Source organism: Mesorhizobium sp. 113-3-3 (genome assembly GCF_016756495.1).
GTDB lineage: Bacteria > Pseudomonadota > Alphaproteobacteria > Rhizobiales > Rhizobiaceae > Mesorhizobium.
Genome location: NZ_AP023243.1, coordinates 1,736,960 through 1,758,845, shown reverse-complemented (window position 1 = coordinate 1,758,845; position 21,886 = coordinate 1,736,960). Strand labels below are relative to the sequence as shown.

Sequence of the window (21,886 nt, the reverse complement as noted above, 5' to 3'; positions counted from 1 at the left end):
GTCAGCTCCGATAATCGCCGTTGATGGCGACATATTCCTTGGTGAGGTCGCAGGTCCACACCGTCGCCTTGCCGCGGCCGATACCGATATCGGCGCGGATGCGGATATCGTCGCGCTTCATATACGCCGATGTCTTTTCTTCCGAATAGGCCGGGTCGCGCTCGCCCTCATGCGCCAGCCGGTTGTCGCCGAACCAGATCGACAACCGGTCGCGATCGGCGGGTTCGCCGGCCTTGCCGACGGCCATGACCACGCGGCCCCAATTGGCGTCCTCGCCGGCGACCGCCGTCTTGACCAGCGGCGAATTGGCGATCGACAGCGCGATGCGCTTGGCCGAGCGGGCCGATTTCGCGCCGGTGACGGTGACTTCAACCTGCTTGCGGGCGCCCTCACCGTCGCGCACCACTTGCAGCGCCAGCGACTTCAGCACCTTGCCGAGCGCCCGGCGGAACTGGCCGAGCCGGGCATCCTTGGGGTCTGTGATCTCGGGCGCGCCGCGCTTGGCGGCCTTGCCGGTGGCAAAGATCAGCAGCGTGTCGCTGGTCGAGGTGTCGCTGTCGACGGTCACCGCGTTGAAGGTCTTGGCCGTGCCGCGCGACAGCAGGTCCTGCAGCACGGGGGCCGCGATCGGCGCGTCGGTGGCGATGAAGGACAGCATCGTCGCCATGTCGGGCGCGATCATGCCGGCGCCCTTCGAGATGCCGTTGATGGTGACATCGGTGTCGCCGAGCTTGACCGTCTGCGTCGCCACCTTCGGATAGGTGTCCGTGGTCATGATGGCCTTCGCCGCCTCGGTCCACAGGTCGGGCTTGCCGTCGCTGACCAGTCCGGAAAGCAGGTGGCTGAATTTGGTCGTGTCGAGCGGCTCGCCGATGACACCGGTCGAGGCCAGGAAAACCTCACTTGGCGTGCAGCCGGCCGCCTTGGCCGCCGCTTCGCCGGTCAGCGCGGTGGATTCGCGGCCCTTCCTGCCGGTGAAGGCGTTGGCATTGCCGGAATTGACGACCAGCACCCGCGCCTTGCCGGCGGCAAGGTTCTGGCGGCAGAAATCGACCGGCGCCGAGGGGCATTTCGACTTGGTGAACACGCCGGCGACCGCGGTGCCGGCATCGAAGACCATGGCCAGCAGGTCGGTGCGGTTCTTGTACTTAATCCCGGCTTCGGCGGTGGCGATGCGCACCCCTTCAATGACAGGCATTTTGGGGTATTTCTTCGGCGCAAGCGGCGAAATCGTCGTGGACATGGGGACCTCGGGCGGGAAAATCGCAAGGGGAAGGCCGGTTTGCCCGATACGGCGCGCCGGCGCAAGGGCGTTTTCGCCGCGCCTGCCGGGGCGACGAACCACGCCGGATTAAGCCTGCATTTCAAATCTGTTGGCGTCGCCGGGGCCTGTGGCGCTATGATCGCGACCCATGGGCAGGCTTGCGATCCTCGCTTGGGCATTTCTGGGACTTCTGTTGCTGAGCGCCGACGCTGAGCCGGCGCGGCGCGTGGCGCTCGTCATCGGCAATGGCACCTATGCCGAAGCCGGCACGCTGGCCAATCCGGTCAACGACGCCCTCGACATCGCCGACAAGCTGCGTTCCATCGGTTTCGAGGTCATCGAAGGCAACGATCTGGGCAAACGCGAGCTCGAACGCAGCATCGGCGAATTCTCCGATGCGCTCCAAGGCGCGGGCGTCGGGCTGTTCTACTATGCCGGTCACGGCCTGCAGGTCGACGGGCGCAACTACATCGTCCCGGTCGACGCCAGGCTCGACATGCCGGTGAAGCTGCAGCTCGAAGCCGTGCCTATCGATGAAGTCCTCGACATCATGGAACAGCAGACCAAGGTCAGCCTGGTGTTTCTCGATGCCTGCCGCAACAACCCGTTTGCCCGCAGCCTGAGCCGCACCGCGACCACGCGCTCGGCGACGGCGCTCGCCGGTCTGGCGCAGTTCGATTCGACGCGCGGATCCTTCATCGCCTTCTCGACGGCGCCGGGCGCGGTTGCCATGGACGGCACCGGACGCAACTCGCCCTTTGCATCAGCCCTGTTGCGGCACATCGCCGAGCCCGGCCAGAGCATCAACGACATGATGATCGCGGTGCGCCGCGACGTGGTTTCGCAAACCCGCGAAGGCCAGCGCCCCTGGGAACAGGGCTCGCTGCTTGAGCGCTTCGAATTCGTCCCGGGCGATGGGCCTGCCCCGGAGCCCAAGCCGCCGGCTGAGCCAGCACCAGCCTCGCAGGTCGCGGCGCTGGAGCGCTCGGTGGGCGACGACAAGGCCTCGATCGAACAATTCCTGCGCCGCGACTATCTGACGCCCGACACCAGGACAATGGCTGAAACGGTCAAGCGGATCTACGGCCCGTCGGCCACCATTTTCGGCACGCGCTACGACGCCGATGCCATTGTCAAGGTGAAGACCGACTGGTTCGCGCAATGGGCCTCGTGGTCATTGGGGCTGGAACCCGCCAGCCTGGAGATCACGCCGCATGGCGAAAACCGCACTGAGGCCGTCTTTGCCATGCGCTACGACTATGTGCCGAAGGACAAGTCGGCGGCGCGGCTGACCGGCAAGGCGCGCGTCACACTCGGACTGGTCAAGGCCGAGGACGGATGGCGCATCGAGTCCGAAACCTCGCAAGCCATGCAGTGATGGCCTGATCCAAGCGCGAATTCACGCGCTTTCGCGCGGCATGAATTCGGTGGCGAAACAGAGCACTGCCGCAACCGGGAGCGCCAGGCCGATCCAGGACACCAGCGGCCAGCCGTCTTGGGCATACGCCCAGCCGCCGACGGCCGAGCCGATCGCGCCGGCAATGAAGAACGTCGCCATGTAGAGCCCGTTCAGGCGACTGCGATGTGCTGCGCCGAGCGCGAACAGGTCCCGATAGCCGAGGACCAGGTTGGTCTGCACGCCGAAGTCGAGCACGATTGCCGCGGCGACCAGCAGCGCCAGCGAAAACGTCGAACCGCTGCTGGCGATGTGGGTCATGAGAAACGCGACGGCGACGCACAGCATGGCAAAGGCGGTTGCCGGGCGGCTCCATCCGCGGTCGGCAACCCTTCCGGCGAGCGGCGCGGCGATTGCGCCGGCGACGCCGGCCAACGCGAACAGGCCGATGCCGCCCTGCGTCAGGCCGAAATCGGGTCCGGCCAAAAGCAGCGGCGTCGTCGTCCAGAACAGGCTGAAGGCCGCGAACAGGAAGGCCTGGTAGAGGGCCCGCCGCCGCAGCACCGGCGTCGTGCGCGCAATATGCACCATGGACGCCAACAGCGCGCCATAGCTCAGACGCGCCGTCGGTACGCGCCTGGGCAGCGCGAACCGCAGCACCGCGATCAGCAGGATCATGACGGCGCAAGAGGTGAAGTAGACCACATGCCAGGACGACAGCGCCGTGATGAAGCTGGAAAACGGCCGAGACAGCATGATGCCCAGCAGCAATCCGACCGAAACATTGCCGACCACGCGGCCGCGCCTCGCCTGTGGCGCCAGGTGTGCCGCATAGGGGATAAGCGCCTGCACCGCGACCGAGCCGAGGCCGACAAACAGCATCGCCGCCAGAAAGGCCGCCGGTTGCGTTGAAATCGCCGCGCCCAGCAAGGCCAGCGTCGCGACGGCCAGGATGCCAAGCACGAGCCTGCGGTTCTCCATGAGGTCGCCGAGAGGCACGATGAACAGCAGGCCCACCCCGTAGCCGATCTGCGCCATCGTGACGATCAGGCCCGCCGCATGCGGCGGGAGGCCAAGTTCAGCGCCGATCGGGCCGATCAATGGCTGTGCATAGTAAATATTGGCAACGATCAGCCCGCAGGCGGCGGCCAGCAAGAAGGTCATCCAACTCGAAATTGTCGTCTCGGCGGGTGCGGAGCCGGATGCGATAATGGTGGTCATGACGATACTCATCGGAACGAAACGTTTCGTTGAATAGAACGAACCGTTCCGTTTCGTCAAGCGATGATGTATGAACGTCTCGATGCGTGAGCATCTCGATGTGAGAGCATCGCTTGGCAGCGGCGCATTTTGCGGCCAAATGGCTTCATTTAGTCCGCAAAAGGCAAACAGTTGCCGGCGGTTGTCGTTTTACACGAGAAACCGCTTCAGGAGGAACGGCCAATGGGCGAAATCGCCGATCCGGCACGCAAATCGATTGGCGCCAGGCGCAATCCCGACAGCGCCGAAGCCATTCTGGAGGCTGCCGAAGCCGTGCTGATCGAGGCCGGCTATGCCGGCTTCTCGATCGAGGCGGTGGCGCGGCGCGCCCGTGCCGGCAAGCCGACCATCTATCGCTGGTGGCCGAGCAAGGCGGCGCTGCTGCTCGAAGTATACCAGCGCCAGAAGCGCGTCGACATTCCCGATACGGGAAGCCTTGAGGAGGATCTCGTCGGCTTCCTGATCAATCTGTTCACACACTGGCGCGAGACATCGTCGGGCAGTGTTTTCAAATCGCTGATCGCCGAGGCGCAGTCGGATGAAACCGCGGCCGCCGCCCTTGCCGGCTATGCCGGAGCGCGCCGCACCCACACCGGCCAGATCATCGAGCGCGCCAAGGCACGCGGCGAGATCGCCGGCGATATCGATCCGGGTGTGGTCGCCGATCTCATCGCTTCCTACGCGTGGCGGCATCTCTTGACCAACCGGCTCGACGAGCCCGAGGCGACGATACGCAAGATGGTCCGCTATCTCGTGCACGGCATAGCGGCATCAGGCAGATGATGGCGGCCAACAAAAAAGGGCGCGGCAACCCTTTGTTGCCGCGCCCTTTTTGAAAGAACGTTCAGGCTTACTTGCCGGCTTCCATCGTATCGACGGCCTGCTTCAGCTTGGCGTCGGGGATCTCGACCTTGGCGCCGGCGCGCAGCGACTTGACCAGCGCGAAATACTTGTCACGGATGACCGCCTGCTTGGCCTGGTCCTTGACGTCGTCGAAGGCCGGCGGCTGCTTGGCGCGCTTGTCCTCGAGCTTGATGACGTGCCAGCCGAACTGCGACTGCACCGGCTCCTTGGTGTATTTGCCGACCTCGAGCGCGAAAGCCGCCTTGTCGAACTCCGGCACCATCTGGCCAGGTCCGAACCAGCCGAGGTCGCCGCCATTGGACTTGCCCGAGGGATCGCTGGTGTGCTCGTTGGCGAGCTTCTGGAAATCGGCGCCACCGTCGAGCTGCTTGATGATCGCCTCGGCCTCTTCCTTCGTCTTCACGAGGATGTGACGGGCATGCACTTCGTTGACCGGCGGCGTGTTGGCGATTTCCTGGTCGTAACGGGCGCGGATCTCGGCGTCGGTAACCTTGTCGACGACGCCCTTCTCGACCATCTCGCCATGCAGCGCGCGCTGCTGCAGGAAGGCCATGCGGCGCTGGAAGTCGGGATCCTTGTCGAGGCCGTCGGTAACGGCCTTGGCGGCCATGACGCGGATTTCGATGGCCGCCGAAAGGGCAGCGGCGCGGCGCTGCTCGGGCGGCAGCTGCGCGAATTGCTGCGAAAGCTCGCCTTCGGCAAGCACCAGGTCGGCTTCGGTCAAGGGCTGGCCGTTGACCGTGGCGACCACGGCGTTCGGGTCGACCGGTGCAGCAGCCGGTGCCGTGGCGGCATCGGCCGGAGCAGCAGGAGCGGCCTCCTGCGCCATCACAGGCGACAGGCAAAGAGCCGACAGGCCGAAGGCCAGACCAAGGCTGGCGAGCGACGCACGGCGGAACAACAAGGGCATAAGGATGACTCCGGTGAAGGATTGTAAGGAGGGTTGGCTTCCAGATCAGCCAGATTGTGGCGGAATTTGGCGCGACCGGCAGGGCCAGCGCGGCGTTGACATCAGTTGAGCCCCCTCTTATCTGTCCAACGACTTTGCGTCCAGAACCGTTTTCCGGGCGCTTTTTGTGTTTGCCCGTATTCAGGCGGTGCGATCACGCGGATTTGATGGGGCCGGCCGGCGCCCGTCTCAAGATTGAGAATTCTATCGAAAGGACCATTGGATGGTCAGTCTCGGCGGTCTCGCCCGTAAGGTTTTCGGTTCCTCCAACGACCGTCGGGTCAAATCGACCCGGCCCCGTGTCGAGGCGATCAACGCCATGGAAAACGAGATGCGGGCGCTGTCCGACGCCGAACTCGCGGGGCGCACGGAAAAATTCCGCCAGGATATCGCCAATGGCGCCAGCCTTGACGACCTGCTGGTCCCGGCCTTCGCCACCGCGCGCGAGGCGGCACGCCGCGTGCTCGGCATGCGCCCCTTCGACGTCCAGCTGATCGGCGGCATGGTCCTGCACAATGGCGGCATCGCCGAGATGCGCACCGGCGAGGGCAAGACCCTGGTCGCGACGCTGCCGGTCTACCTCAACGCGCTGGCCGGCAAGGGCGTCCACGTCGTCACCGTCAACGACTATCTGGCCACGCGCGACTCCGAATGGATGGGCCGCGTCTACAAATTCCTCGGCCTCTCGGTCGGCGTCATCGTCCACGGCCTGTCGGACGAGGAACGCAGCACCGCCTACGCCGCCGACGTCACCTACGCCACCAACAACGAACTCGGCTTCGACTATCTGCGCGACAACATGAAGTACGAGCGCGCCCAGATGGTGCAGCGCGGCCACAATTACGCGATCGTCGACGAAGTCGATTCCATCCTGGTCGACGAGGCGCGCACGCCGCTGATCATTTCCGGTCCGCTCGAGGACCGCTCGGAAATGTACAACACCATCGACACTTTCATCATCCAGCTGCAGCCGCAGGATTATGAGATTGACGAGAAGCAGAAGACCTCGATCTTCACCGAGGAAGGCACCGAGAAGCTGGAGAATATGCTGCGCGATGCCGACCTGTTGAAGGGCGAGTCGCTCTATGACGTCGAGAACGTCGCCATCGTCCACCACGTGAACAACGCGCTGAAGGCGCACCGGCTGTTCCAGCGCGATAAGGACTACATCGTGCGCAACGGCGAGATCGTCATCATCGACGAGTTCACCGGCCGCATGATGCCCGGCCGCCGCTATTCGGAAGGCCTGCACCAGGCGCTCGAAGCCAAGGAGCATGTGGCGATCCAACCGGAGAACCAGACGCTCGCCTCCGTCACCTTCCAGAACTACTTCCGCCTCTACAAGAAGCTGTCCGGCATGACCGGCACGGCGCTGACCGAGGCCGAGGAATTCGGCAACATCTACGGCCTCGAAGTCACCGAGATCCCGACCAATCTGCCGGTCATCCGCAAGGACGAGGACGACGAGGTCTATCGGACGGTCGAGGAGAAATACAAGGCGATCGTCAAGGAGATCCGCGAAGCCAGCGCCAAGGGCCAGCCGACGCTGGTCGGCACGACCTCGATCGAGAAGTCAGAGCAGCTGGCGGATCGCCTGCGCAAGGAAGGCTTCAAGGATTTCGAGGTGCTGAACGCCCGCCATCACGAGCGCGAGGCGGCGATCGTCGCCCAGGCCGGCAAGCCGGGCGCCATCACCATCGCCACCAACATGGCCGGCCGCGGCACCGACATCAAGCTCGGCGGCAATGCCGAAATGCGCATCGCCGATGAGCTCGGCGACATGCCTGAGGGCCCCGAGCGCGAGGCCCGCGAAAAGGAAATCCACGCCGACATCGAGCGCCTGAAGGAAAAGGCGCTGGCCGCCGGCGGTCTGTACGTGCTCGCCACCGAGCGCCATGAATCGCGCCGCATCGACAACCAGCTGCGTGGCCGCTCCGGCCGCCAGGGCGACCCGGGCCGTTCGAAATTCTTCCTGTCGCTGCAGGACGATCTGATGCGCATATTCGGCTCCGAGCGCATGGACGGCATGCTGCAGAAGCTCGGCCTCAAGGAAGACGAGGCGATCATCCATCCCTGGATCAACAAGGCGCTGGAAAAGGCGCAGAAGAAGGTCGAGGCACGCAACTTCGACATCCGCAAGAACCTCCTGAAATATGACGACGTCTCCAACGACCAGCGCAAGGTGGTGTTCGAGCAGCGCATCGAGCTGATGGACGGCGAAGGCCTGTCGGAAACCATTGCCGAGATGCGCGAGGGCGTCATCGACGAGATCGTCGCCAAGGCCATTCCCGAAAACGCCTATGCCGAGCAGTGGGATGTCGCCGGCCTGAAGGCCGAGGTCGCCGAATTCCTCAATCTCGACCTGCCGGTCGAGGAGTGGGCCAAGGAAGAAGGCATCGCCGAGGACGACATCCGCGAGCGCATCACTGCCGCAGCCGACGCCGCCGCCAAGGAGCGCTCCGAGCGCTTCGGCCCCGAAGTGATGAACTATGTCGAGCGCTCCGTCGTGCTGCAGACGCTCGACCATCTGTGGCGCGAGCACATCGTCAACCTCGACCATTTGCGTTCGGTCGTCGGCTTCCGCGGCTACGCCCAGCGCGATCCGCTGCAGGAATACAAGGGCGAAGCCTTCGAGCTGTTCCAGGCGATGCTCGGCAATCTGCGCCAGGCCGTCACCGCGCAGCTGATGCGCGTCGAACTGGTCCGCCAGGCCGCCGAAGCCCCGCCCCCGGAAGCGCCCGACATGTTCGGCACGCATATTGACGGCACCACCGGCGAGAACGATTTCGAAGGCGGCGAAACCGCCCTCCTGGTGCGCCAGGAGCAGAACGCCGTCGTCGCCCCCGAAGACCGCGACCCCAACAACCAGGCAACCTGGGGCAAAGTCGGCCGCAACGAAGCCTGCCCCTGCGGCTCCGGCAAGAAATACAAGCACTGCCACGGCGCGTTTGCGTAAGGACGCCTCTTCTTCCTTCTCCCCGTCACTATACGGGGAGAAGGTGCCCGAAGGGCGGATGAGGGGCGGCGCTGACGTTGGCGATTGGCGGCGCTAATCCGGCGAATGTCACCTCATCAACGGTCATCGCACCGCAAAAGTCGCGCACGACGCTGCGCCGTCCGAGCCTTTCCGACGCTTGCATTGAAACAGCACGTGGAATGACAGCTGGTTGACCCGCACCCGGCGTTCTCTCGCCATCCGTTATGCCCCCGGAACATCAAAAACGCGCTAGCCGCGCACCAGCGGCCTGCCAGCCCTCCGCTATGGCTCCGGGCGCTCATGCTCGAAAAGCCAAATCGTTGGCTTTTCGTCCGCTGCGCACCGCCCCCTCACCCAACCGTTTCTTAATGTGTCTCCGCTACACCGAAGCCTGAAAAAGAGGCGGAAAACGGAGAGAGATCGGGGTGCGCTTTTCTGCGGCCACGACTGCCGGGCGGTTCTTGCCGCAGCGTTTGGCGCTGCGTGTCGAGCCGTTGCTTGGCCGCATCGACGCCGTGCTGTTCACCGCCGATGAGCGCGGCGAGGCCGGCCGCATGTCGGTCATCGCCTTCTCCATCCGCATCGTCAGCGCCGTCATCGCCTTCATCAGCCAGGTGCTGATGGCGCGCTGGATGGGTTCGTTCGAATACGGTATCTTCGTGCTGGTCTGGGTGACGATGGTTATCGTCGGCAACCTCGCCTGCCTCGGCTTCCACACCTCGGTCATCCGCTTCATCCCCGAATACCGCGAACGCGGCCTGATGGACGAACTGCGCGGCATCGTCGTGGCCAGCCGCCTGTTCGTGCTGATCGCCTCCACCATCATCGCCGGGCTCGGCGCGCTTGGCGTCTGGCTGGCGGCGCCCTGGATCGAAAACTACTATGTGATTCCCTTCATCCTCGGCGTCATCTGCCTGCCTATGATCGCGCTGTCGGACCTCTTGCAAGGCCAGGCCAGAGCGAACAGCTGGGCGCTTTTCGCCCTGTCGCCGACCTATCTGATACGGCCGGTGCTGATCCTGCTGTTCATGGCGCTGATGCTTTTCGCCGGCTACGCCGCCGATGCCAGGACGGCGATCTTCGCCTCGATCGCCGCCACCTATGTCACCACGCTGGCGCAGCTGATCGGCGTCACGCACCGCATGGAAAGGCAGATCCCGGCCGGGCCGATGAAGGTGCATTTCGCGCAATGGTTCATCGTCTCGCTGCCGATCTTCCTGGTCGAGAGCTTCTTCTTCCTGCTCACCAATGCCGATGTGCTGATGGTCGGCGCCTATATGGATCCCAACGACGTCGCCGTCTATTTCGCCACGGTCAAGACGCTGGCGCTGGTGCATTTCGTCTATTTCGCCGTCAAGGCCGGCGTCGCCCAGCGCTATGCGCAGTTCACCCATGGCGAGCCGGAAAAACTTGCCGCCTTCGCCCGCGAGACGGTGTCGTGGACCTTTTGGCCCTCGCTGCTGATGGCGCTGCTGGTGCTGCTGCTGGGCAAGCCCATGCTGGTGCTGTTCGGGCCCGAATTCACATCGGGCTATCCGCTGCTGTTCCTGCTCGTCTTCGGCGTCGTGGCGCGCGCCGCCGTAGGCCCTTGCGAAAGCCTGCTCACCATGAGCGGCAACCAGAACATCTGCGCCGCCGTCTATGCCATGACACTGGCCTTCAACATCGGCCTCAACGTGGTGCTGATCCCGATGTTCGGCCTGTGGGGCGCCGCCATGGCCACCGCCTTCGCCATGATCTTCGAGGCCGGCGCGCTGTCCTTCACGGTGTGGCGCAAGCTCGGCATCGTCATGGCTATCTTCGTGCCTGCCAAAGGAGCCGCCTGATGGCCGCCATCCCGTTGCTCGAGGAAACCAGCGGCGGCACCGCCGGCGCCATGGTGTCCGGCCTTGCCGGGCTGTCGCGCGATCCCGATCCCGCCCATATCGAAATCCTCGCCAACAACCGGCCGGAGCGCAAGCTTGCCATCTATCCGGCGTCCGCCGGCTTCGACCTGGTCGAGGAACTGGACTATCTCTGCGCCCGCACGATCGAGCCGAACGTCTTCTTCAACCCGCGCTTCCTGGCGCCGGCCATGCCCCGGCTGGAGGATCGCGAGGTGCGGCTTGCGGTGATCCGCGACGGCGACGAATACCGCAACCGGCTGCGGCTCCTCGTGCCGATTTCGGTGGAGCGTCCGGTGGTGCCGCTCGGCGTTCCGGTGATGCGCACCTGGTCGAGCCCGTTCGGTCCGCTCGGCACGCCGCTGATCGACCGCGACGATCCGGTCGGCGTCGTCGAGGATTTCTTCTCGATGCTGTCGCGCCCGCACCTCAAGCTGCCGAAGGTCTTCGTGCTGCCCGACCTCAGGCTCGACGGTCCGGTGGCTAGCCTGCTCGACACCGTAGCCGAGACGCGCGGCCTGACGCTGGTCACCACCGGCCAGACCCAACGCCCCGTGCTGGACAGCGAACTCGATGGCGACGACTATCTCAAGGCTTCGCTGCGCTCGCACCATTACCGCGAATTCCGCCGCCTGAAGCGGCGCCTTGCCGACATGGGCAGGCTGGAGCATGTGGTGGCGCGCGGCCCCGAGGAGATTCGTCACGCCATCGAGAGCTTCCTGACGCTGGAAGCGTCCGGCTGGAAGGGCCGCGAGCGCACCGCCATGGCGATCGACCGCTTCCGCGCCGCCTTCGCCCGCGAGGCCGTGCACCGGCTCGCCGAGCAGGACATGTGCCGCATCCATTCGCTGACGCTCGACGGCCGCACCATCGCCTGCCTGATCGTCTTTGTCGAAGCAGGCGTCGCCTATACCTGGAAGACGGCCTATGACGAGACGCTGGCAGCCTATTCGCCGGGCACGCTGCTGATGATCGAGGTCACCCGGCAACATCTCGACGACCCCAACATCATGATGACCGATTCCTGCGCGGTGCCGGACCACCCGGTGATGAGCCGGCTGTGGGCCGAGCGCAAGCCGATCGGCACGCTGGTGATCGGGCTGACGCCGGATGCCGACCGCCTGGCGCGGCAAGCCGCCTCGCAGTTGCATCTCTACCGCGAGACCCGCAACATGGCCCGACTGCTGCGCAACCGCATGAAGAGCTTGCTGAGACGGCGGTAGGCCTGCCCTTGGGCGGCAACGGTGCCAACCCGAAATTGCCACACCCTGGCCCGTGGGCCGCGCTGCTGATCGGCATCGCGATCATATTCAAACACGCATTCTGGCACGACGAGATCAAGACGGTCGATCGGCCGAAGGGCATTCCAACGGTTGTTGTGTCTGCGGACAGCCTCTGTAAGCTGTCCTGATCCCTCAACGCCGCGAAGTAGTGGCGCGCGCCGCCGGCGACAAATGGAACATCGGGATCGGCTACAAGCACTCGCTCCGAGCGGATTGGCTGGGCGCAGGCTGGCGCTGTGGCCAGCCTGCGGCCGAAATCCTCTCGGCTGCGTCAGGCGCAGCCGAACCCATCCGTGGCCTGACTGAGCTTGCCCGCCTCACGGGCAGGCAAGCAACATGGGCAGTTACTGAAAAATGGAATGGTGCCCCTAGCCGGGATCGAACCAGCACTCCTTGCGGAACTCGATTTTGAGTCGAGCGCGTCTACCAATTCCGCCATAGGGGCTCAGGCCGGGCGGCCTGGATGGGCGCGGACTATACGGTCGGAGGCCTGTTCGTCAACTGGCCAAATCTCGGGATCGCCGAGATGCGACCAATCTTCGCCTTTTGATTTCGTGACCGTGCTGCCATTGTGCAGCGCGGAAAATCTTTCTAGACAGGCGGCGCATCAAAGCGAGGCGTCCCACTGGATGGATGGCGCGCTTTGGGTCTTTGTTTTGAGCATGCCATTGCCCCGAAACCGCTGCGCACCGTTTGGGCGATACGCATAGGAGTGCCGATGCTTCGCGGACTGTACGACTGGACCTTGTCGCTGGCGGCCCGGAAATCCGCGGAATGGTGGCTTGCCATCATCGCCTTCATTGAAAGCTCGTTTTTCTTCGTGCCGGCCGATGTGCTCTATCTGCCGATGGCGTTGGCACGCCCCGACCGCGCCTACCGCTATGCGCTGACCGCCACGGCCGCCTCGGTGCTGGGCGGCATCGCCGGCTGGATGATCGGCTATTTCGCCTACGACACCATCGCCCGTCCGATCCTGGAGCATTTCGGCGGCCTGGAGACCTTCGAGCGCTGGCAGAATTCCGGCACCGGCCTGATGCTGGTGCTGCTCGTTACTTCCGGTCTCGCGCACCTGCCCCCGATCAAGGTCGTCACCATCCTTGCCGGCGCCCTGCACGTCAATTTGCTGATCTTCATCATCTCGGCCATCGTCGCTCGCGGCGCGCGCTTCCTGCTGTTGGCCTGGCTGCTGCGCCGCTACGGCGAATCGATCCGCGAGTTCATCGAAAAGCGTCTCGGGCTGATCGCCGGCGCCGCGGCCGCTGCCCTGATTTTGCTCTATATCGTCTTCAAATACGCGTTCTAGTCCATGTCGCCCAAAAGTGCCCTGCGGTTTTGGGACAACGACATGGACAAAAAGTGAGCCGGCGAACTCAACGGACAAAACCCTATGACAGCCACCATGAATGCCGACACCGGACGCCAGCGGACGCGGACCGCGCTGTTTCTCGCCGTCGCCATGGCCGCGACCGTCGGCTCGGCGCTCGGCTTCCAGTACATTGGCGGCTACATCCCCTGCCATCTCTGCCTGGAGCAGCGCACCCCCTACTACATCGGCGCGCCGCTGATGGTGCTGGCGGTGATTGCGTCGATGCTGCGCGCGCCGGCCTGGCTGACGCGCGGCCTGCTGGGCATTGGCGGCCTCCTGATGCTCTACGGCCTCTATCTCGGCGTCTACCATTCCGGCGTCGAATGGCAGTGGTGGGCCGGCCCGACCGATTGCACGGCGGGTGCCGGCCCGGTCGACACCGGCGGCAAGGGCGTGCTCGACGCGCTCGACAAATTCGTGCCGCCCTCCTGCGACAAGGCGGCCTTGCGCATCCTGGGCCTGTCGCTGGCCGGCTGGAATGCCATCGCCAGCCTGATCCTCGCCGCCGTCGCCTTCCGCGGCGCGCTGGCTCGCGACTGAAGCAGAACCAGCGCGACGCAGAGTTCGTCCAGAAATTCGTCAGGCTAAGTCGGATGGCGCGGATTTCGGGGTCGACGCAGTCGACGAGCGGAGCTTACTTAGGTGCGTGAGCACCGGCCTACGCCGGCCGTAGCCGTTAACTGCCGCAACTACCCACAAGGGCTTCGGTCGGCTAAGGCCGGCAGCGCGGAAAGCTGCGTCTGGCGGCCAGCAATGGCGGATTTCTGCCGGACTCTATGGCTCCAACTCGACATCCCAATAGAGATAATCCATCCAGCTTTCGTGCAGATGGTTGGGCGGGAACAGGCGGCCGTTGTTGTGCAAATCATGCACGGTCGGCTGATAGGGCTTCTGCAGCGGCCACATCTTGGCGTGTGCCGGCATCATGCCGCCTTTCCGCAGATTGCAGGGCGAACAGGCGGCGACGACATTCTCCCAGGTCGTCGCACCGCCGCGATGGCGGGGAATGACGTGGTCGAAGGTCAGGTCGTCGGGCGTGCCGCAATATTGGCACTGGAAGCGGTCGCGCAGGAACACATTGAAGCGGGTGAAGGCCGGGTGCCTGGACGGCTTCACATAGGCCTTCAGGCTGACCACGCTCGGCAGCCTCATCGAGAAGGTCGGCGAGGACACCGCATGCTCGTATTCGGCGACGATGTTCACCCGGTCGAGGAACACCGCCTTGATGGCGTCCTGCCACGACCAGAGCGACAAGGGGTAATAGCTGAGCGGACGGTAATCCGCATTCAGCACCAGTGCTGGAAGCCCATCCGGAGATACGGCAACCGTCACGTGTTTACCTCCTTGGTTCTAGACCCGAACGGCACGGATACTGTAAGCCCGACATGACAGGGATGTGAAGCGGATTGTCGCTTGTCCAAAGCGACAAAAATCCCCGATTTTTATGCTTTTTTGCGGATTCAGGACGGCGGCGCTGCGTCCCTGCCCCTGGTTTCGCGATAATAGGACCAGAAAAGCCGCGATGCGACACCTCGCCACGGGCTCCATGATTCGGCCAAAGCGATCAGTGTTTTCTCCGGCGGACGCGGGTCGATGCCGAGCGCATGGCCGACCGCGCTCTGCAGCGCGACGTCGCGCGCGGGAAAAATGTCGGGGTGCCCGGCGGCAAACAGAAGATACACTTCCGCTGTCCACGGGCCGATGCCAGGCACCGCCGTCATCGTCGTGATCGCCTCGGTCGCGTCCAGTGAACAGAGATGAAGGAGGTCGAGCCCGTCGGCCACGGCCTGGGCGACTGCGATCAGCCCGCGCTGCTTGGGCCGCGACAGGCCGGCCTCGCGAAACATGTCCTCGCCGGCGGCCAGGATCGCCTGCGGCGTCAGCGGATCGACCAGCTTCGTCAACCGGCCGAAGATGGCATCGGCGCTTGCCCGCGACACCTGTTGCGAGACGATGATCGAGGCCAGGCTCCTGAACCCCGGCTCCGAGAGCCGGAGCGGCACCTCGCCGGCCATGCCGCGCACCTTTTCCAGGCGCGGGTCGATGATGCAAAGCGCATCGAGCCCGCGGGCGATGTCGTCCAGTGTGGCGATGCGTTGCATGGTATCGTTGTCCGCGAATGTGCAGCAAAGTAGCAACGGCCAAAACCGCAGCACAACCCGATTGCCGCTTGAGACATGACGCTCCTGACATTCCGCTTCGCGCCCAGCCCCAACGGCGAACTGCATCTTGGCCACGCCTATTCGGCGCTTCTCAACCAGAGGCTCGCCGAGGCCCATGACGGCCGCCTGCTGCTGCGCATCGAGGATATCGACACAACGCGCTGCACGCCGCAATTCGAGGCGGGCGTGCTTGCCGACCTGAAATGGCTGGGCCTTGCCTGGGAAAAGCCGGTGCGCCGCCAATCCGAGCATTTCGCGCAGTATCAGGCGGTGCTCGACCGGCTGATCCAGGAGGATCTCGTCTATCCCGCCTTCATGAGCCGGGGCGACATCCGTGCCTTCATCGCCGACAGCGAAAAGCGCGGGCGCGACTGGCCGCGCGACCCTGACGGCGTGCCGTTATATCCCCCGATCGAAAAGGCATTGGCCCCGAACGAGCGCAAACGCCGCATCGCCGACAACGAACCCTTCGCCTGGCGGCTTGATGTCGATGCCGCTGTCGCGCGCGTCGGCGATCTCGCATGGACCGAATTCACCGATGAATCGCTGTCGGCGACCCGCTCGGTGGAGGCCCGCCCACAGGACTGGGGCGACGTGATCGTGGCGCGCCGCGACATCCCGACCAGCTACCACCTCGCCGTCATTGTCGACGATGCCCTGCAAGGCGTCAGCCATGTCGTGCGCGGGCAGGACCTGTTTTTCGCGACCAGCGTGCAGCGCCTGCTGCAGGAATTGCTCGGGCTGCCGCAACCCGTCTATTTTCACCATCGGCTCATCCTCGGCCCGGACGGGCGAAAGCTGTCGAAGAGCCTTGGCGACACCGGCCTTGCCAAATTGCGCGGGGCCGGCGCGTCACCTGACGATATCAGGCGGATGGTCGGTCTCTAAGCCTGGTGAAGGCCTCTGGGAAGCGTGTGTCGGGGCACCGCCGGTTGAATTCCCGTGATGCATGGATCAATCGTTTCGTTTTGCGCGCCGGATCGAACGGGATTACAGCAGCGCCACGGTCAATTTCTCACCAGCACGGCGATCTCCCGAAAATGCACAGCATCAAGCGGTTCATCCCGGCCACCTTCGTCGTCCTGTGGGCGACCGGCTTTATCGGCGCGCGCTACGCCATGCCATGGGCGGAGCCGTTCACCTTCCTTGCCGCCCGTTTCGTCATAGCGGCCATCCTGCTGGCTGCCCTGATGCCCGTCCTGGGTTCGAAACGCGCCACACGCAAGGAGGCGCTGCACGCCACCGGCGCCGGCGTGCTGATGCATGGCGTCTATCTCGGCGCCGTCTTCTGGGCCATCCACAGGGGCATGCCGGCCGGGTTTTCGGCCCTGATCGTCGGCCTGCAGCCGCTGATCACCGCCGTACTGGCCGGCAAGTTCCTGGGCGAGGCCATCCTGCCGCGCCATTGGCTTGGCCTTGGCATCGGCCTGATCGGCATCGTCATCGTGCTGTGGCCGAAGCTCGGCGCGCTCGGCGGCGGCGTAACGGCGGCGACGCTGACCGCCTCACTGGTCTCGGTGCTCGGCATGAGCGCCGGCACCATCTGGCAAAAGCGCTTTGCGTCCGGCGGCGACCTCGTGGCGGCGACCATGTGGCAATATGTCGGCGGCGCCTCGCTGATGATCCTGGCCGCGCTCGCTTTCGAAACGCACACCGTCATCATCAACGGCGAACTGATCTTCGCCATGGCCTGGCTGGTGCTGGTGCTGTCGCTCGGCGCCATCTTCCTCTTGATGGTGATGATCCGCGACGGCGAAATGTCGAAAGTCGCCTCGCTGTTCTACCTGGTGCCGGCGGTGACGGCCATCATCGCCTGGGCGCTGTTCAACGAACAGCTCAACGCGCTGCAGATCGTCGGCATGGCGATCACCACCTTCGGCGTCGGCCTGGCGACGGCGCGGCAGGGCAAGGGGAGAGCTGAGGGTTTGAAGAGAGCAGGAGAACTGAGGAACTGAGGAACTGAGGAACTGAGGAACTGAGGAACTGAGGAAAGCAGCCGTATTTGGCGCTGTGTATCTCGTCTTCAGTTCTTTAATTCTCCAATTCTCCAGTTCTTCCTTTCCTCATCCGACCCTCGCCCGCGCCTCCAGATAGCGGCTGATGGCGGCATTGAGCTCGCCGCCGAGGATGAAGATCGCCGAGACGATGTAGAGGAAGACCACCGCGATCATGATCGAGGCGAGACCGGCATAGGTCGTCACATAGGACGAGAAATGGTCGAGATAGGTAGCGAACATCGTCGAGCCGATAAGCCATGCGGCCAGCGTGAAGACGATGCCCGGCACCAGCGAGACGAAGCGGCGCTTGCCGGCCGGCAGCCAGTAATGCACGGCAAACAGCCCGCCGATGATGACGGCTGAGGCAATGACGTAGCGCCACAGCGTGATCGTGCCGGTATAGGGCTTTATCCATTCGAAATGCGCTTCCGCCAGCCGCGCCAGCAACGGCGCGAAAACCAGGAGCACGCTGATCGCCAGGAAGCCGGCCGTCGCGATCAGCACGAAGAAGATGCTCTGCACCCGGCGATAGATGATGCCGCGCGTCTCGGTTACGCGATAGGCGCGGTTGAGCGAGGTGCGCAGCGCCTCGATGCCGTTCGAGGCAAAGTAGGCGGCAAGCAGCACGCCATAGGTCAACAAATCGGTGCGCCGGACGGTCAGCACGTTGAGCACCTCATGCGCGATCGGCTTGGCGATCTGGTCCGGCCAAGTGTCGAACACCAGATGCACGGCCGTGTCGGCAAAGGCCTGGGCGCCGAGGAAGCTGCCCAGCGTGGTGGCGAAGATCAGGAACGGAAACAGCGCCATCAGCGACGTGATCGCCAGATGGCTGGCCATCGCCCAGCCATCATCGGTGTTGAAATGGCCGAGCGCGTCGTAGAGCACGCGGCGCAGAGCGACAATATTCCGCAGCAAGAACCCGCGTTCCCTTCGATTGTCTCGACGCCGCGAATATGGGAAGTGAATGCGGCAAATGGCAACCCTTGGCGAAACCACGAGTCCGACGGCGCAGCAGTTGCGCACCATCATCGTCACCGGCGCCTCGTCCGGCATAGGTGCATATTGCGCGCGGGCACTCAAGGCGGAAGGCTGGCGGGTCTTTGCAACGGCCCGAAAACCCGAGGACATCGCCGCCCTCGAAGCGGACGGCATCGAGGCCTTTTACCTCGATTACAGCGAACCGGACTCCATTGCCGCCCTGGTGACGGCGATGCTCGAGCGCACCGGCGGCCGGCTCGATGCCCTGTTCAACAACGGCGCATACGCCCAGGCCGGCGCGGTCGAGGATCTGTCGGTTGCCGCGCTCAAGGAGCAGTTCGAGGTCAATTTCTTCGGCTGGCACGATCTGACCCGCCGTCTCGTGCCGGTGATGCGCCGCCAGGGCCATGGCCGTCTCGTCCATTGCTCGTCGATCCTCGGCCTCGTACCGGTGCGCTTTCGCGGCGCCTATTCGGCATCCAAACACGCGCTCGAGGCGCTCATGCTCTGCCAGCGCCAGGAACTGGAAGGCAGCGGCGTCCATGTCTCGCTGATCGAGCCTGGACCGGTGAAGTCGAAGATCGCCAGCAACGGCCTGCCCTGGTTCCTGAAGAACATCGACATCGAGAATTCCGTGCACCGCGCGGACTATGCCGCGCAGCTGGAGCGGCTGCGCGCCGGCGGCAGCCAATCGGCGCTGAAGCCCGGGCCGGAAGTGGTCCACAAGGTTCTGCGCCATGCCCTTCTGTCGCGGCGCCCGCGCCCGCACTATGTGGTAACAGTGCCGGCTAAAATCGGCACGGCGCTCAAACGTATCCTGCCGGCTTCGATGCTCTACCGCCTGATGGCCAAACGCGCCTGAACGCGAAACAACTGGAAACGCTACAATGGCAACCGTCTTCAACATCCTCGCCATTCTGGTCATGGCCGCGGTGGTGATCGTCCTGATCCGAGGCCTCGTCAATATGATGCGCGGCGGTTCCGGCGTCACTTCGAACAAGCTGATGCAGGCACGCGTCATGCTGCAGGCGGTCGCGCTGGTGCTGATCCTTCTGGCCGTGTATTTCACCCGCAAGTGAGGATATCGGCAGCGGGGAGGCAACGTGGTCAAACTCAACAAGATCTACACCCGCACCGGCGATGACGGCACGACGGGTCTCGGCACCGGTGAGCGGCGGCTGAAATCCGACCTGCGCGTGGACGCCTACGGCACGGTCGACGAGGCCAATGCCTGCATCGGCATGGCGCGCGTGCACACGGCGGCCAGCCACCCGGCGATCGATGCCATGCTGTCGCGCATCCAGAACGATCTCTTCGACCTCGGCGCCGACCTTGCCGTGCCCGATGACGGCAAGCCGCTTGGCTACGAGCCCTTGCGCATCGTTGCCGCGCAGACCGACCGTGTCGAGAAGGACATCGATCTCCTCAACAAGGATCTCCAGCCGCTCAAATCCTTCGTCCTCAACGGCGGCACGCCGGCGGCGGCAGCACTTCATCTGGCCCGCACGGTGGCGCGGCGGGCCGAACGGCTGATGGTGGCGCTGGCCCAGGACCCGGGCGAACACGTCAATCGGGACGGGTTGAAATACATCAACCGGGTCTCGGATTTCCTGTTTGTCGCCGCCCGGGCGGTCAATGACAACGGAAATGCCGACGTGCTATGGGTTCCCGGCAAGAACCGCTGAACGGATCGAAACGCGGGAGGGGACCAGGCACGCATGTTCATCCCGCTTTACGACACAAACAGGCTGCGCCACATCCGCCTGCAATATGTGACGATCGGCCTGATCGTGGTCAACGCGCTGGTCTATTGCGCCACCGCACTCGGCGGCGAGAACTTCACCAATGCCGCCGTGCTTGGCCTCGGCTTTATCCCGTCCGTGGTGCACAACACCGCCGAGCTTGATCCTCGGTTCATCATCATTCCGGAAAGCCTGAGCTACCTCACCTATTCCTTCCTGCATGCCGACATCTTCCACCTTGGCGGCAACATGCTGTTCCTGTGGGTGTTCGGCGACAATGTCGAGGACGCGCTCGGCCACGTCCGCTACCTGATCTTCTATCTCCTGTGCGCCATCGCCGGCGCCGCCTTCCAGGGACTTGTCGCCTGGGATTCGCAGGTGCCGCTGATCGGCGCCTCCGGCGCCATCGCCGGCGTGGTCGTCGCCTATCTGATCCTTTATCCCAGGGTGAAGGTCTGGGTGCTGGCCTTTGCCCGCATCCCGCTGCGCATTCCGGCCTTCATCCCGCTCGTCCTGTGGGTGCTGTTCCAGGTCGTCATGTTCGCCGCCGCCGGCGAGGACCAGATTTCCTGGGCCTGCCATATTGGCGGCATCATTGCCGGTGCGGTGCTGGTGCTGGTGCTGCGCAGCCGCGGCGTGCCGCTTTTTGCCGGCGCCGACGAGGACACCGTGGCTCCCGCTCCCGACCAGCCGCCAGCTGCTGCTAAGCCAGCGGCGCCCGAACCGCCGGCCACAACGACGCGCTGGGGCCGAGGAAGCCCTTCTGGCTCGAACTGAACCGATTTGAGCGGCTTTCGGCGTATTGACGTCAAGAGTTGCCGCAACTACGGAAACGTCTCCGTCCGAGCCCCAGGGCTGTTAAGGAGCAGTGCAAGACGGTCAAAGACCAGAATTTCCATCCGGCCGGAATTCCGTCTGGCCGGAATTCAGTCAGGAATGTCGGCTTTCGACAACTCAGAAGGGGCACAAGCTGTTATAGCGCGCCCAACTAGCGTGAAGAGGTGACAGGCAAATGAAGATCCTTGTGCCCGTGAAGCGGGTTGTGGATGCGAACGTCAAGGTTCGCGTGAAGGCCGACGGTTCAGCGGTGGAACTCGCCAACGTCAAGATGGCGATGAACCCGTTCGACGAGATCGCGGTGGAGGAGGCAATCCGGCTCAAGGAAGCCGGCAAGGCCGAAGAGATCATCGTCGTCTCGATCGGCCCGCAGCAGGCGCAGGAAACCCTGCGCACCGCGCTCGCCATGGGCGCCGACCGCGCCATTCTGGTCAAGACCGACGAGCAGACCGAGCCGCTTGGCGTCGCCAAGGTGCTGAAGGGCGTGGTCGATGCCGAACAGCCCGGCCTCGTCATTCTCGGCAAGCAGGCGATCGACGACGATTCCAACCAGACCGGCCAGATGCTGGCGGCCCTGCTCGGCTGGGCGCAAGGCACCTTCGCCTCCAAGGTCGTCCTCGACGGCGACAAGGCCAAGGTGACGCGCGAAGTCGACGGTGGCCTGCAGACGGTGGAACTGAAGATGCCGGCGATCATCACCGCCGATCTTCGCCTCAACCAGCCGCGCTATGCCTCTTTGCCCAACATCATGAAGGCCAAGAAGAAGCAGCTCGACGAAAAGACCCCGGCCGACTACGGCGCCGACGTCAAGCCGCGCCTCAAGGTCATCAAGACCGAGGAGCCGGGCGGCCGCAAGGCGGGCGTCAAGGTCAAGAGCGTCGCCGAACTGGTCGACAAGCTCAAGAACGAAGCCGGCGTGCTCTGA

Annotated in this window: 21 protein-coding genes and 1 tRNA gene; 15 read left to right on the top strand and 7 right to left on the bottom strand. The window is 64.3% G+C overall.

All coding sequences use genetic code 11. The features are described 5' to 3' along the window. Position 1: 1 nt before the first annotated feature. Positions 2–1,243, bottom strand: coding sequence for a bifunctional glutamate N-acetyltransferase/amino-acid acetyltransferase ArgJ (argJ, locus tag JG746_RS08530; protein WP_202357741.1), 1,242 nt, complete (start codon positions 1,241–1,243; stop codon positions 2–4). Positions 1,244–1,412: 169 nt separating this feature from the next. On the opposite strand from argJ, the gene JG746_RS08525 reads away from it, so the two are divergent. Further along, positions 1,413–2,642, top strand: coding sequence for a caspase family protein (locus tag JG746_RS08525; RefSeq protein ID WP_202357740.1), 1,230 nt, complete (start codon positions 1,413–1,415; stop codon positions 2,640–2,642). Between the two features lie 21 nt (positions 2,643–2,663). Here the strand turns inward: JG746_RS08525 and JG746_RS08520 are convergent, their stop codons facing one another. Next, positions 2,664–3,881 carry an MFS transporter gene (locus JG746_RS08520; RefSeq protein ID WP_202357739.1) on the bottom strand — a complete coding sequence of 406 codons (1,218 nt, stop codon included), beginning with the start codon at positions 3,879–3,881 and terminating at the stop codon, positions 2,664–2,666. 222 nt (positions 3,882–4,103) lie between these two features. Here JG746_RS08520 and JG746_RS08515 point away from each other — a divergent pair, with 222 nt between their 5' ends. Beyond that, complete coding sequence (locus JG746_RS08515; RefSeq protein ID WP_202357738.1) at positions 4,104–4,703, top strand: TetR/AcrR family transcriptional regulator; 600 nt, start codon at positions 4,104–4,106, stop codon at positions 4,701–4,703. Between the two features lie 67 nt (positions 4,704–4,770). On the opposite strand, the gene JG746_RS08510 is transcribed toward JG746_RS08515, so the two are convergent. After that, a complete protein-coding gene (locus JG746_RS08510; protein ID WP_202357737.1) occupies positions 4,771–5,694 on the bottom strand; it encodes a peptidylprolyl isomerase in 924 nt (307 codons plus the stop codon). 262 nt (positions 5,695–5,956) lie between these two features. On the opposite strand from JG746_RS08510, the gene secA reads away from it, so the two are divergent. The 4 genes from secA (at position 5,957) to JG746_RS08490 (ending at position 12,004) form a co-directional block, all read left to right on the top strand. Beyond that, entirely contained in the window at positions 5,957–8,689 is a 2,733-nt protein-coding gene (secA, locus tag JG746_RS08505) for a preprotein translocase subunit SecA (RefSeq protein ID WP_202357736.1), read from the top strand. A 446-nt stretch (positions 8,690–9,135) separates the two neighbouring features. Continuing rightward, positions 9,136–10,536, top strand: coding sequence for a lipopolysaccharide biosynthesis protein (locus JG746_RS08500; protein ID WP_202357735.1), 1,401 nt, complete (start codon positions 9,136–9,138; stop codon positions 10,534–10,536). Then, on the top strand, positions 10,536–11,816 hold the full coding sequence (locus JG746_RS08495) for a GNAT family N-acetyltransferase (RefSeq protein ID WP_202357734.1): 1,281 nt from the start codon (positions 10,536–10,538) through the stop codon (positions 11,814–11,816). Before JG746_RS08500 ends, JG746_RS08495 begins: the two co-directional genes overlap by 1 nt. 8 nt (positions 11,817–11,824) lie before the next feature. Beyond that, entirely contained in the window at positions 11,825–12,004 is a 180-nt protein-coding gene (locus JG746_RS08490; RefSeq protein WP_202357733.1) for a hypothetical protein, read from the top strand. Positions 12,005–12,236: 232 nt separating this feature from the next. On the opposite strand, the gene JG746_RS08485 is transcribed toward JG746_RS08490, so the two are convergent. Continuing rightward, positions 12,237–12,321 (bottom strand) — tRNA-Leu (locus JG746_RS08485). Positions 12,322–12,594: 273 nt separating this feature from the next. Between JG746_RS08485 and JG746_RS08480 the strand changes: the two genes are divergently transcribed. Then, positions 12,595–13,179: a YqaA family protein gene (locus JG746_RS08480; RefSeq protein ID WP_202357732.1), complete on the top strand. Its 585-nt coding sequence runs from the start codon at positions 12,595–12,597 to the stop codon at positions 13,177–13,179. Positions 13,180–13,263: 84 nt separating this feature from the next. Beyond that, positions 13,264–13,782, top strand: coding sequence for a disulfide bond formation protein B (locus JG746_RS08475; protein WP_095772290.1), 519 nt, complete (start codon positions 13,264–13,266; stop codon positions 13,780–13,782). A 234-nt stretch (positions 13,783–14,016) separates the two neighbouring features. Here JG746_RS08475 and JG746_RS08470 read toward each other — a convergent pair whose 3' ends face one another. Both JG746_RS08470 and JG746_RS08465 read right to left on the bottom strand, forming a co-directional pair. After that, positions 14,017–14,574 carry an HNH endonuclease gene (locus tag JG746_RS08470; protein WP_202357731.1) on the bottom strand — a complete coding sequence of 186 codons (558 nt, stop codon included), beginning with the start codon at positions 14,572–14,574 and terminating at the stop codon, positions 14,017–14,019. Positions 14,575–14,702: 128 nt separating this feature from the next. Further along, positions 14,703–15,344 (bottom strand): DNA-3-methyladenine glycosylase family protein, encoded by a 642-nt coding sequence (locus tag JG746_RS08465; protein ID WP_202357730.1) that lies wholly within the window; start codon positions 15,342–15,344, stop codon positions 14,703–14,705. A 75-nt stretch (positions 15,345–15,419) separates the two neighbouring features. Here JG746_RS08465 and gluQRS point away from each other — a divergent pair, with 75 nt between their 5' ends. Both gluQRS and JG746_RS08455 read left to right on the top strand, forming a co-directional pair. Then, positions 15,420–16,292, top strand: coding sequence for a tRNA glutamyl-Q(34) synthetase GluQRS (gluQRS, locus tag JG746_RS08460; protein WP_202357729.1), 873 nt, complete (start codon positions 15,420–15,422; stop codon positions 16,290–16,292). A 152-nt stretch (positions 16,293–16,444) separates the two neighbouring features. Further along, positions 16,445–17,359 carry a DMT family transporter gene (locus tag JG746_RS08455; RefSeq protein ID WP_202357728.1) on the top strand — a complete coding sequence of 305 codons (915 nt, stop codon included), beginning with the start codon at positions 16,445–16,447 and terminating at the stop codon, positions 17,357–17,359. Positions 17,360–17,467: 108 nt separating this feature from the next. Here JG746_RS08455 and JG746_RS08450 read toward each other — a convergent pair whose 3' ends face one another. Continuing rightward, a complete protein-coding gene (locus JG746_RS08450) occupies positions 17,468–18,319 on the bottom strand; it encodes a YihY/virulence factor BrkB family protein (protein ID WP_027047430.1) in 852 nt (283 codons plus the stop codon). A 58-nt stretch (positions 18,320–18,377) separates the two neighbouring features. Between JG746_RS08450 and JG746_RS08445 the strand changes: the two genes are divergently transcribed. The 5 genes from JG746_RS08445 to JG746_RS08425 all read left to right on the top strand — a co-directional run bounded on the left by JG746_RS08445 (position 18,378) and on the right by JG746_RS08425 (position 21,886). Further along, entirely contained in the window at positions 18,378–19,244 is an 867-nt protein-coding gene (locus JG746_RS08445; protein WP_202357727.1) for an SDR family oxidoreductase, read from the top strand. 25 nt (positions 19,245–19,269) lie between these two features. Continuing rightward, entirely contained in the window at positions 19,270–19,461 is a 192-nt protein-coding gene (locus tag JG746_RS08440; RefSeq protein WP_202357726.1) for a twin transmembrane helix small protein, read from the top strand. A gap of 24 nt (positions 19,462–19,485) precedes the next feature. Then, positions 19,486–20,067: a cob(I)yrinic acid a,c-diamide adenosyltransferase gene (locus JG746_RS08435; protein ID WP_202357725.1), complete on the top strand. Its 582-nt coding sequence runs from the start codon at positions 19,486–19,488 to the stop codon at positions 20,065–20,067. Between the two features lie 33 nt (positions 20,068–20,100). Further along, a complete protein-coding gene (locus JG746_RS08430; protein WP_202357724.1) occupies positions 20,101–20,901 on the top strand; it encodes a rhomboid family intramembrane serine protease in 801 nt (266 codons plus the stop codon). Between the two features lie 235 nt (positions 20,902–21,136). After that, a complete protein-coding gene (locus JG746_RS08425) occupies positions 21,137–21,886 on the top strand; it encodes an electron transfer flavoprotein subunit beta/FixA family protein (RefSeq protein ID WP_010911711.1) in 750 nt (249 codons plus the stop codon).

What these genes read in the sequence shown, in the direction of transcription:
- JG746_RS08515 (WP_202357738.1), top strand. Translation starts at nt 4,104, where the DNA reads ATGGGCGAAATCGCCGATCCGGCACGCAAATCGATTGGCGCCAGGCGC.
- JG746_RS08445 (WP_202357727.1), top strand. Translation starts at nt 18,378, where the DNA reads ATGGCAACCCTTGGCGAAACCACGAGTCCGACGGCGCAGCAGTTGCGC.
- JG746_RS08455 (WP_202357728.1), top strand. Translation starts at nt 16,445, where the DNA reads ATGCACAGCATCAAGCGGTTCATCCCGGCCACCTTCGTCGTCCTGTGG.
- gluQRS (WP_202357729.1), top strand. Translation starts at nt 15,420, where the DNA reads ATGACGCTCCTGACATTCCGCTTCGCGCCCAGCCCCAACGGCGAACTG.
- JG746_RS08465 (WP_202357730.1), bottom strand. Translation starts at nt 15,344, where the DNA reads ATGCAACGCATCGCCACACTGGACGACATCGCCCGCGGGCTCGATGCG.
- argJ (WP_202357741.1), bottom strand. Translation starts at nt 1,243, where the DNA reads ATGTCCACGACGATTTCGCCGCTTGCGCCGAAGAAATACCCCAAAATG.
- JG746_RS08495 (WP_202357734.1), top strand. Translation starts at nt 10,536, where the DNA reads ATGGCCGCCATCCCGTTGCTCGAGGAAACCAGCGGCGGCACCGCCGGC.
- JG746_RS08480 (WP_202357732.1), top strand. Translation starts at nt 12,595, where the DNA reads ATGCTTCGCGGACTGTACGACTGGACCTTGTCGCTGGCGGCCCGGAAA.
- JG746_RS08475 (WP_095772290.1), top strand. Translation starts at nt 13,264, where the DNA reads ATGACAGCCACCATGAATGCCGACACCGGACGCCAGCGGACGCGGACC.
- JG746_RS08520 (WP_202357739.1), bottom strand. Translation starts at nt 3,881, where the DNA reads ATGACCACCATTATCGCATCCGGCTCCGCACCCGCCGAGACGACAATT.
- JG746_RS08525 (WP_202357740.1), top strand. Translation starts at nt 1,413, where the DNA reads ATGGGCAGGCTTGCGATCCTCGCTTGGGCATTTCTGGGACTTCTGTTG.
- JG746_RS08510 (WP_202357737.1), bottom strand. Translation starts at nt 5,694, where the DNA reads ATGCCCTTGTTGTTCCGCCGTGCGTCGCTCGCCAGCCTTGGTCTGGCC.
- JG746_RS08440 (WP_202357726.1), top strand. Translation starts at nt 19,270, where the DNA reads ATGGCAACCGTCTTCAACATCCTCGCCATTCTGGTCATGGCCGCGGTG.
- JG746_RS08430 (WP_202357724.1), top strand. Translation starts at nt 20,101, where the DNA reads ATGTTCATCCCGCTTTACGACACAAACAGGCTGCGCCACATCCGCCTG.
- JG746_RS08425 (WP_010911711.1), top strand. Translation starts at nt 21,137, where the DNA reads ATGAAGATCCTTGTGCCCGTGAAGCGGGTTGTGGATGCGAACGTCAAG.
- secA (WP_202357736.1), top strand. Translation starts at nt 5,957, where the DNA reads ATGGTCAGTCTCGGCGGTCTCGCCCGTAAGGTTTTCGGTTCCTCCAAC.